6 protein-coding genes are annotated in these 8,778 nt (G+C 39.2%); all 6 read right to left on the bottom strand.

The window, feature by feature from the left end; genetic code table 11:
• Positions 1–274: 274 nt before the first annotated feature.
• The 6 genes from KGI06_05790 to KGI06_05765 all read right to left on the bottom strand — a co-directional run bounded on the left by KGI06_05790 (position 275) and on the right by KGI06_05765 (position 8,504).
• On the bottom strand, positions 275–1,516 hold the full coding sequence (locus KGI06_05790) for a PQQ-binding-like beta-propeller repeat protein (GenBank protein ID MDE1871721.1): 1,242 nt from the start codon (positions 1,514–1,516) through the stop codon (positions 275–277).
• A 248-nt stretch (positions 1,517–1,764) separates the two neighbouring features.
• Entirely contained in the window at positions 1,765–2,454 is a 690-nt protein-coding gene (locus KGI06_05785; GenBank protein MDE1871720.1) for a histidine phosphatase family protein, read from the bottom strand.
• A gap of 43 nt (positions 2,455–2,497) precedes the next feature.
• Positions 2,498–3,490: an ATP-grasp domain-containing protein gene (locus KGI06_05780; protein ID MDE1871719.1), complete on the bottom strand. Its 993-nt coding sequence runs from the start codon at positions 3,488–3,490 to the stop codon at positions 2,498–2,500.
• Positions 3,487–4,188 carry a PIG-L family deacetylase gene (locus tag KGI06_05775; protein MDE1871718.1) on the bottom strand — a complete coding sequence of 234 codons (702 nt, stop codon included), beginning with the start codon at positions 4,186–4,188 and terminating at the stop codon, positions 3,487–3,489. The genes KGI06_05780 and KGI06_05775 overlap by 4 nt, the downstream gene beginning before the upstream one ends.
• 236 nt (positions 4,189–4,424) lie before the next feature.
• Positions 4,425–5,882, bottom strand: a complete 1,458-nt coding sequence (locus KGI06_05770; protein MDE1871717.1) for a glycosyltransferase family 2 protein — start codon at positions 5,880–5,882, stop codon at positions 4,425–4,427.
• 99 nt (positions 5,883–5,981) lie between these two features.
• Positions 5,982–8,504: a glycosyltransferase gene (locus KGI06_05765; GenBank protein MDE1871716.1), complete on the bottom strand. Its 2,523-nt coding sequence runs from the start codon at positions 8,502–8,504 to the stop codon at positions 5,982–5,984.
• Positions 8,505–8,778: the final 274 nt, after the last annotated feature.

The following is an 8,778-nucleotide window of genomic DNA, read 5'->3' as shown; positions in this document are numbered from 1 at the left end:
CTTCTGGACTGCAGGGTACAGCAACGGAAGTGTTGGTCCAAGAGACGAGAAAACATTGCAGAATTACATACGAAAACAAGATATATCTATGCAAACAACACTTACCTGAATGATACCACGACCTTTAGGTCGTGGAGAAGGTCATTTTAAAAAGCTATAAGTTATTAGGACCTATAGTATAGTCTAATCTTTTCTGATTGCGTTCATCAGCACATGCCAATCAAAATTATCTTTTTACTTTAGAGATATGGTACTTTATATTACCTAAATAGAGTTATAAACTTTTGAAAAATTCAATAATAAAAGTTATAATTTTAGCAATTATTCCTTGATTATGTTGTATTTCTTTATTACCTTGTTGAATTGAAAATTCATAAAGTCCTGCTTCACCTTGAGAACCAAAAGCAGTTGGTACAAATAAATAACCATCAGCAGGTGTTATACCACCCACTATATTTCTAACAAATGTTGTATGAAATAATTGCGTTCCGTTCAATATCGATACAACATATAGATTTCCAGTATTATCTCCAAAAATTACTGCTCCAGGAATAATCGAAACCGATCCTTCTAAATTTCCATTGGTAAAAAATTTCCATTTAATAGAACCATTAGATGGATAAAGTGCTTCAACAACTCCTCCATAAGATCCATTTTTACTAGAATATTGTGATGGTATAAATAACTCCGGATTTACTTGTGTTTCTGATAAATAAATAAACCCTGCCAACCCTATTATACCATCTTCAGTACCGTTACTTATAGAAAATTTATTAATAAATTTACCATTGACTCTATTTAAAATATAGTAACTTCCATCTTTATTTCCTAATCCAATTACGTTATAAGTTATGCCATTTGATGTAATTGTGAATAAATTAGGTGTAGAACCAAAATCAAAATCTCCTCCAGCCTGAAATGAATTATAAGCTTGATAATACCAATTTAGTTTTCCATTAGTTGCATTTAATGATATTATAGAATAGCTATATAACAAACCGGAACTATTTTTCTTATATGGGTTATTAGCACTAATATATGGATTGCCAGTACCAAAATATATGGATCCTAAAGTGGGATCAACAACAACTGAACTCCAAACTCCATCGCCACCTGTATTACTAATCATGGTATTAAAATTCCAAACTAAATTCCCATTAGATGCATTAAGTGCATATATACCACCAACTATTGAAGCATTAGACTCTGTATCATTTGGATTATCACCAGTTACTCCGATATAAATCAAACCGTTATAAAATATTGGGGAAGACCAGATTTGTTTTGAAGTTGTTTTAATTTTTGTATTCCATATAGTATGGCCATCTTTTTGGGAAAGTGCAAATACTTCTGTCTGTAAATTGGGGCTTAGTCCTATATAAATTATACCATTTACTATTTCAGGAGTAGAAGAAATTGGATAGCCTAAATTTACTGCCCAATTAGAAGATCCGTTAACAATATTTGCAGAGTATACATCACCATTCCAATCTACGAAATAAACATTACCGTCCATAACTATTGGTGTAGATGTTATGCTTGAATTAGTTACAATCTCCCACTTTTCAAATATGCTACCTATATTTGACGAATTTATAGTAGAATTTATCTGATTTCTTGAATTATTATTATTTAATGTGAATGAAGTCCAATCTCCATTTTTTATCGATTGTAATTTGGGTATAATTATTAAGGATAAAATAATGCTTATTATTAATATTTTATTTATTATTTTTATTTAATCACAACTTCATATTTTTTAATTTAGACAAGGTTGCGCCTTCGGATGGACTTTTCCTCATCAAGATGTGTAGTGGAGTTGAAAAGGATCAGCTTTGGAACGCCTCCCTTGACCTCAACCACGGTTATGGAGGCGTTATCCATGGCATATTCACGGTAGTGGCTTTCGGGCTTGTTGAAAAGTGCCATCATCAGGGCTATGTTAGTGCCCTTGTGGCCGCATACAAGGACATTCCTGCCGCTGTACCTTTCCAGTATATCGTCCTTGGCCCTTGATACCCTCTCTCTCACATCCATGAAGGATTCGCCTTCTGGAGGCCTGTAGGAGTAATTGTAAGCGTTGTTTTGCTCCTTCCACCTGTCGTACAGTTCAGGGGGCTTTCCGTCAAATATGCCGTAGTCCCTTTCCTTGAGGTCCTTCACTATGCTTATCTCAAGGCCCTTCTGCTTTGCGAACGGCGAGACCGTTGCTATACACCTTTGAAGGGGAGACGAGGCTATGGAGTCAATCCTGTACTTCCTGAGCTCGAATGCCAGCATCTCCGCCTGGATGCAGCCCTTGATGGACGGCTCCGAGTCGGTCCTTGCGCCCTGCACTATGTTGCGGCTGTTGAAGCTGGTATGCACGTGCCTTGTTATGATAAGGGTGGTCGCTAAATCGCTGCCCCTCAAATGATGCCTTAGTTCCTCGTTCGTATCCTCACTTCCTGGCATTCTTGCCACAATTACATTAAATGCACCCGGAAATGCCTTGATCTCATTCCTTTCTCAAGACCTTCCCGGTGTCCTTTTCTATGAATATCTCCTCGCTGTACCTTGTCATGGTAACCCCTGTCTTGTACTCAAGGTCCTTGCCCTCTACCTTTTCGCCCATGAGAAGCCTTATCGTAAGCTCCGGCATGTTTACCCCTGCGGCTGCCGCAAGCACCGAGGTTCCAGCGAACCTGGGGTTCACCTCCACGAGCTTGACGCCATCATTGGATTCCATCAGCTGCACGTTCCATGGGCCGTACAGGTTAAGCTTTGAAGCTATATCCGTTGCGATTTCCTTTACTTTTGGATTATCGGCAACTTCAGCCCTTACTGACGTGCCCCCGGCGAGAATCCTCTTTATGGGTACTGCAACAAGCGGCTTGCCCTTGAAGTCCGAAATCCCGTATGTCGAATATTCGGAGCCGTTGAGGAATTCCATGACTATGGAGTTGTCCTTGCCGAAGACCCTTTCGTTCTTTGCAAGGAACACCCGCAGCTCGTCCTCGTTCTCAGCTATGTAGAACCCCCTTGAGCCCCTTGAGTCCTTGGGCTTTATGACCGCTGGGAATCTGACTGTTGAATCGTTGTACAGCTCCGGGCAGTAAGAAGCACCCTTGAAGAATGCATACGTCCTTAGCTTGTTGTTGCTTACTAGCAGCGATTCGGGCTTTGACACCGCAACCTTTATCCCCGCGTCTTCGAACATTTCCGTTTTCCTTGCGAAATGGATGAGCTCCTCCTGCACAGTGGGCAGGACGACGTTTACCTTCTCCCTTCTCGCAAGCCTAAACATCTTGTTTATGAATCCGTTATCGTTGACCCTGGGCACTATATGCCTGTTCTTCTCGCTTACCATGTACAATCCAGGGGATAGCGGGTCTATGTCAGTTGATACGAGCTCGTATTTCTTGCCGCCATCGGAGTCCTTTACATCCTTGAGGTCCTTTATTATGCACACAGATGCTGGCCCTCCTGCACCAGTTACCATCACTTTCATGCCAAAACCTCCACGAACCTCTCAATTTCAAACGCTTCAGCATATATCACGCCGTGCTGCTTCGAATTCGTTCCGTGAACCCTTGCAAGCGCCCTTATGGATGAGGGATCGAGATACTGCCTTCCCTGCTCGTACTGCGATTTGTGGTTCTTTATCAGCTTCTCCTTAAGGTCCATATACGGCGTTATGTCCGAATAGTATTTCCCAACGTAGTTTTCAGTCGTTGATGAATTGGACTGGTATGTAAGCTGGTTCGGCACAAACCTTGCCCCGGATATGCTTGCATCGTGCACAGTCTTGTGGTCCATGTGCCTGTCGTTCACTGAATGGAAGAATATCCTTTCTATGTGCCATTCCTTGCAGGCGTTTTCTATGTGCATTATGAGCTTGTCCGGAACCGTAAAAAGGCGGGTATCCGGAAGCTCAAGGAACCTGACGTCTTTCCTTTCCACTCCGGCGCCGACAAGTGCTGTAAGCGTTTCCTCTACCCTGTTGAATTTCCTCTTGTCCCCTACGCCCCTCTCGCCGTTGGTGGCGATTATGCACTTCACCACCTTGTCCTGCTTGTTGTACTTGATTATGGTGCCTAACGCGCCCAGCTCTATGTCGTCTGGATGCGCACCCACAAATAGTATATTCCTGTCGCTACCCCGTAGCTTCAATCCGTTCGTTGACTGCGACTTTTGCTTTGTAGTCATCATAGACACCCCCGTTTAAATTGCTTTTTTTGCTATACATCCACATTGCCGACGGATTATTATCACCTAATCCTGCATCAGCAGCCATTTGCAGCTGACCCGACAATAATATCATTATAATGAATGATTATATAAGGCTGTGTGAGCCTTCGGTTTAGAACGCTTAAATACCGCTATACAAATGGATACCATAACTATAAATACATATGCATTTGCGCGAAATCGCATTCTTGATGTCATCTTACGGTCCTTATCCATACCCTGTCAGACTTGGACAATTCCTTCACGTATGCCTCGAAGGTGCACGCTATGCTGAACATCCAGAACCCGAATACAGCCAACTGTATGATGTTTGCGGCCTTCATGTGCCCTTTCCTCGCAAGCCAGAGGCAGAAGTAAGTTCCGGGCAACGCTATTATGAACCATACACCGAGTATTAGCCCTATAGTAGTGCCTGCATTTGAGCCAGTGACGTTGTTCAGCAGGCCCACTATGCCCTCGCGCAGGAACATCGATGCAGTTAGGCTCACGACTATCGGTATTCCCGGAGTCAAAAGGGTCTCTAGCCAGTACCTGCCTTTTGCTATCCCTATTACAGCAAACGATGACACGTAGAATACGATCCCGAGTATCAGGGCAAGGACATGGGTAAAGCTCAGCAGGTTGCTCCCCGTTATAGTGACTATTACCACTGCGCCTGTGCTCATCAGGAATACTATTGGCATTATCTGGGAGGTTATCCAGAACGGATATGTGTGTGTCGTTGCCTTTCCGTACCTCAGCCTGCCGACCTTGTGCCTGTGTTTCCATGTAACCTCCAGGTTGCCGCGCGCCCACCTCACCCTCTGGTTCCACAGGTCGATTATGGTGCTTGGCTCATCTGCAATGACCTTTATCGAAGGGTCGAAATTGACCTTGCCTTTTGTTTCTATTACTATCCTCCAGCTGAAATCAGTATCTTCAGCAAGTGTGTCGCTGGAGTAGTCCCCGACCTTTTGTATCGTTGACCTTCGCATTATCGCGCAGCCGCCGGGGATGACATAATGTATGCCTATGAAGTTGAATCCCCTCCTCAGTATCTTCTGGCCCATTATGTACTCGGATATTATGAACTTGTTCCACAATCCGTTCGTCTCTTTTGCATATACGTAGCCGGATACCGCTACTACTGATTTGTCGGAGAAATGGCTCGCGGCTATCCTGAATGCGTTCCTGTCTACCTGTATGTCCGCATCTATTATGAATACTATCTCCCCGGTGGAGTACTTTATGCCGTCGTTATTCACGAATGCCTTTCCCTTGCCGCCTACCGCCCTGTTGACAAGGACCACGTTCTTGTACTTTCCCGGGATGATCTTCACTTCGCCGGTCTCTGCAGTTATTATCTTTCCCGCGTATTTCATCACTATCTCTGCCGTTTTGTCCGTGGATCCGTCGTTGATCACTAGGAATTCCTTTTTGTCCATCGGGTAGTCTATCGTTTCAAGGAAGATCTTTATCGTCCTCTCTATCACTTTTTCCTCGTTGTGCGATGGCGCTATGAGCGAGAACGTCGGGGTTATATGCTTGTTCTTCCTGTAGTTACGCTCTATCGGTATGTCGAATACTGCGAGTATCATCAGGAATATGCCTATGAAAAGCAGAACGTACCCCATGACAAGCATTATTCCCAATGCTATAGATCCGATGTCCATTTAAAATCAATTCAGTGATTTCAATAGCGTTAGCACCATTAATAAAGCCAATAAGAGATATAAAAGTATCATGGAATTCCATATATAAGTAAAGCAATTTTAATTACGTTGAGTTCTAAGCCATATAAGTTCTTCTTTTTTAAATTCCTTTATATATCCTATAATCGCACTTAGAACAAGGATCATCCAATAACTAAATAATAATACCTGTAAGAAATTAGATACTTCACCATGTTTTTTAGATAATTCTACTAGTAAAAATGTAAATGGTATAGATATGATTATCCAAGATATTAATAAAATACCTGTAATGAATGTGTATTGACCATATCCTATTAAGTTTAATAGCCCTGATAAACCAGTTGACCAAAATAAACTTGAAGTAAGTGTAATTAGCATCGGTATTCCTGGAGCAAACAACCCACCAAACCATGACCTTCCTCTATTTAGTATAACTCCTACAAAAAAGATAATATAAAAAGCTATTGCAAATAATCTTGCAAGATTAGAAATGTATACTGGTACTGTAATATAAAATATAGTTGCTAGCAATATGCCAATAGTAGCAAAAAGAAATGTTATTGGTATTAGTATAGTTGCAATCCAAAATGGAATACCAACAGTTGACATTTTGCCATGTTTTAACTTTCCTATTTTATTTTTATGTTTTAAAGTTACGCCAATGTTTCCTCTAGCCCATCTAACGCGTTGAGTCCATAAGTTTATTAATATATTTGGTTCATCAGCCACAACTACTATATTAGGATCAAATCTTATCTTACTTTTCGATTCCGAAGCGAATCTCCAAGTGATATCAGTATCTTCTGCTAATGTATCAGATTCGTAATCTCCTATTTCATTAAGAAGTTTTCTTCTAAATATTGCACATCCACCAGGTATGATGTAATGCACGCCTATTGCATCAAATCCTCTTCTTACGACTTTTTGTGCTATTGTAGCTTCAAAGTCAACGAAGCCATTTAATATTCTACCTTTTTTCCTACTTATTTCAACATATCCTGCAAGTGCACCAATACTTTTATCTGATAAGTCTTTAGCTGCTTTATAAAATACATCTCTGCTTACTCTTACATCGGCATCAATAAAGAATAGAACATCTCCTCGAGCAAATTTTTTACCTAAATTTACAACGTGTGCCTTACCTTTACCACCTAGCTTATTATTTATTAAAATAATATTTTTATTATTTGATTCGTGTTTATAAATTATTTTTCCATTTTCTACATTAATTATTTTATAAGCATATTTCATAACTTCTTCAGCGGTTCTATCAGTAGAACCATCATTAACAACTATAATTTCTTTCTTAGCTACAGGGTAATTAGTATCTAAAAATTTATCAATCGTCCTTTTAATTACTAATTCTTCGTTGTATGCAGGAACTATTAAAGAGAATACTGGTAAATCTTTATATTTTAAATCATAATTATTGAATTTATTTTTATTAAATATTGCAATAACCATTAGCAGCAAAATAGGTAAAATAGTTATGTATCCTACTAAAAGTGAAAGGTTCACAATTAACCCTATTAAATCCATATTATTTTTAATCGAGGTAGGAAAAACAGATACGTTAGAAGAAACGTTATTTATTATCACTATCGGCTTATTAGCAATTCTTTTAGATGTTATAGAGGAATTTGAGGAACTTAAATTTGTAGTTGAAGTATAATTTAGTCCAACTACGCTAGGGTTATAACCACCGATACCTGCTTCTGCACCTAAATTAGACGATGACGCTGAAGGACTTGAAATAAAAGTAATATTTGCAGGATTTCCAACATTTCCATTAATAATTATGTTTGAAAACAATACAAGGTTGGCGAGGGAAGCATTTGGTTCTATATCTGTTATTCCCCAATAGGGAACATTTTGGCCGAACATTGTATAATTAAATCTTGGATCTTTTGATGGATTTGTGAAGTTACTAAATCCATTCATACAAAGTTTAGTTGCTCTATAACCTAATGCCTCAACCCATTTAACAAGCGAAGCATTGTAACTACAATAAGGTACATTAAAATCCGTAACATTTATCGAGTTACTTCTAAATATATTTGTAGAGACATTTAACTCAAGAATCCAGTTTGCAGGTATTCCATTAAGGTTCTCTGATGCATTAACAAGATGGGGATGACTGTAACTATGTCCGCATATCTCATTACCTTGGCTTTGTAAATATAAAACGTCAGACATATTCATAAATGCAGGATATCCATTTATCATGTATCCTGCTACTACGCAAAATGTTCCAACAAACCCGTGCGACTTTAATATTGGTTCAACTATTGCCCTATGACTTTTGTATCCATCAGAGAAAATTAAGACTACTGTATTTGGTGGGACTTCTGTCCCATTTGCCATATAACTTACAAGTTTAGCCAAAGTTATTGTATGATATCCATTCTGCTGTAACCAATTCATTTGGTTTATGAAGACACTATAATTGGTCTGATATTGATTAGTTATAGAGGTATTAGGAACAATCTGGTGATAGTCGAATATAGCAATCATAGAATTCGCATTTGCTGCCCTAATAATTATAAATAATAGAAATATAGCAAATATTACATTCTCTATTCTTACTTTATATCTTTTCATTTAAGCACCAGTGAAGTTAAGATCGTAATAATCAATATTAGAATACAGACCTACTGAAAACAATTTAAATAAGGTGATATTTAAAGCTATGCCAAAGGCTTAATATATACATATTATAAGTATTGGGCGGTGTAGAAATCCTTCCAAAACAAAATAAAATGATTCATGTACCTGTAAATATTGTACACAATATCGACTACAACCATCTCCTTTCTTTGCATACGGAGCAGTCTACTCCTAAGACCATCTCCAAACTTGTTCTTCTCGACAAAAT

Source organism: Candidatus Micrarchaeota archaeon (assembly GCA_028866575.1).
Lineage (GTDB): Archaea > Micrarchaeota > Micrarchaeia > Micrarchaeales > Micrarchaeaceae > UBA12276.
This window is presented reverse-complemented; position numbering and strand designations above follow the sequence as displayed.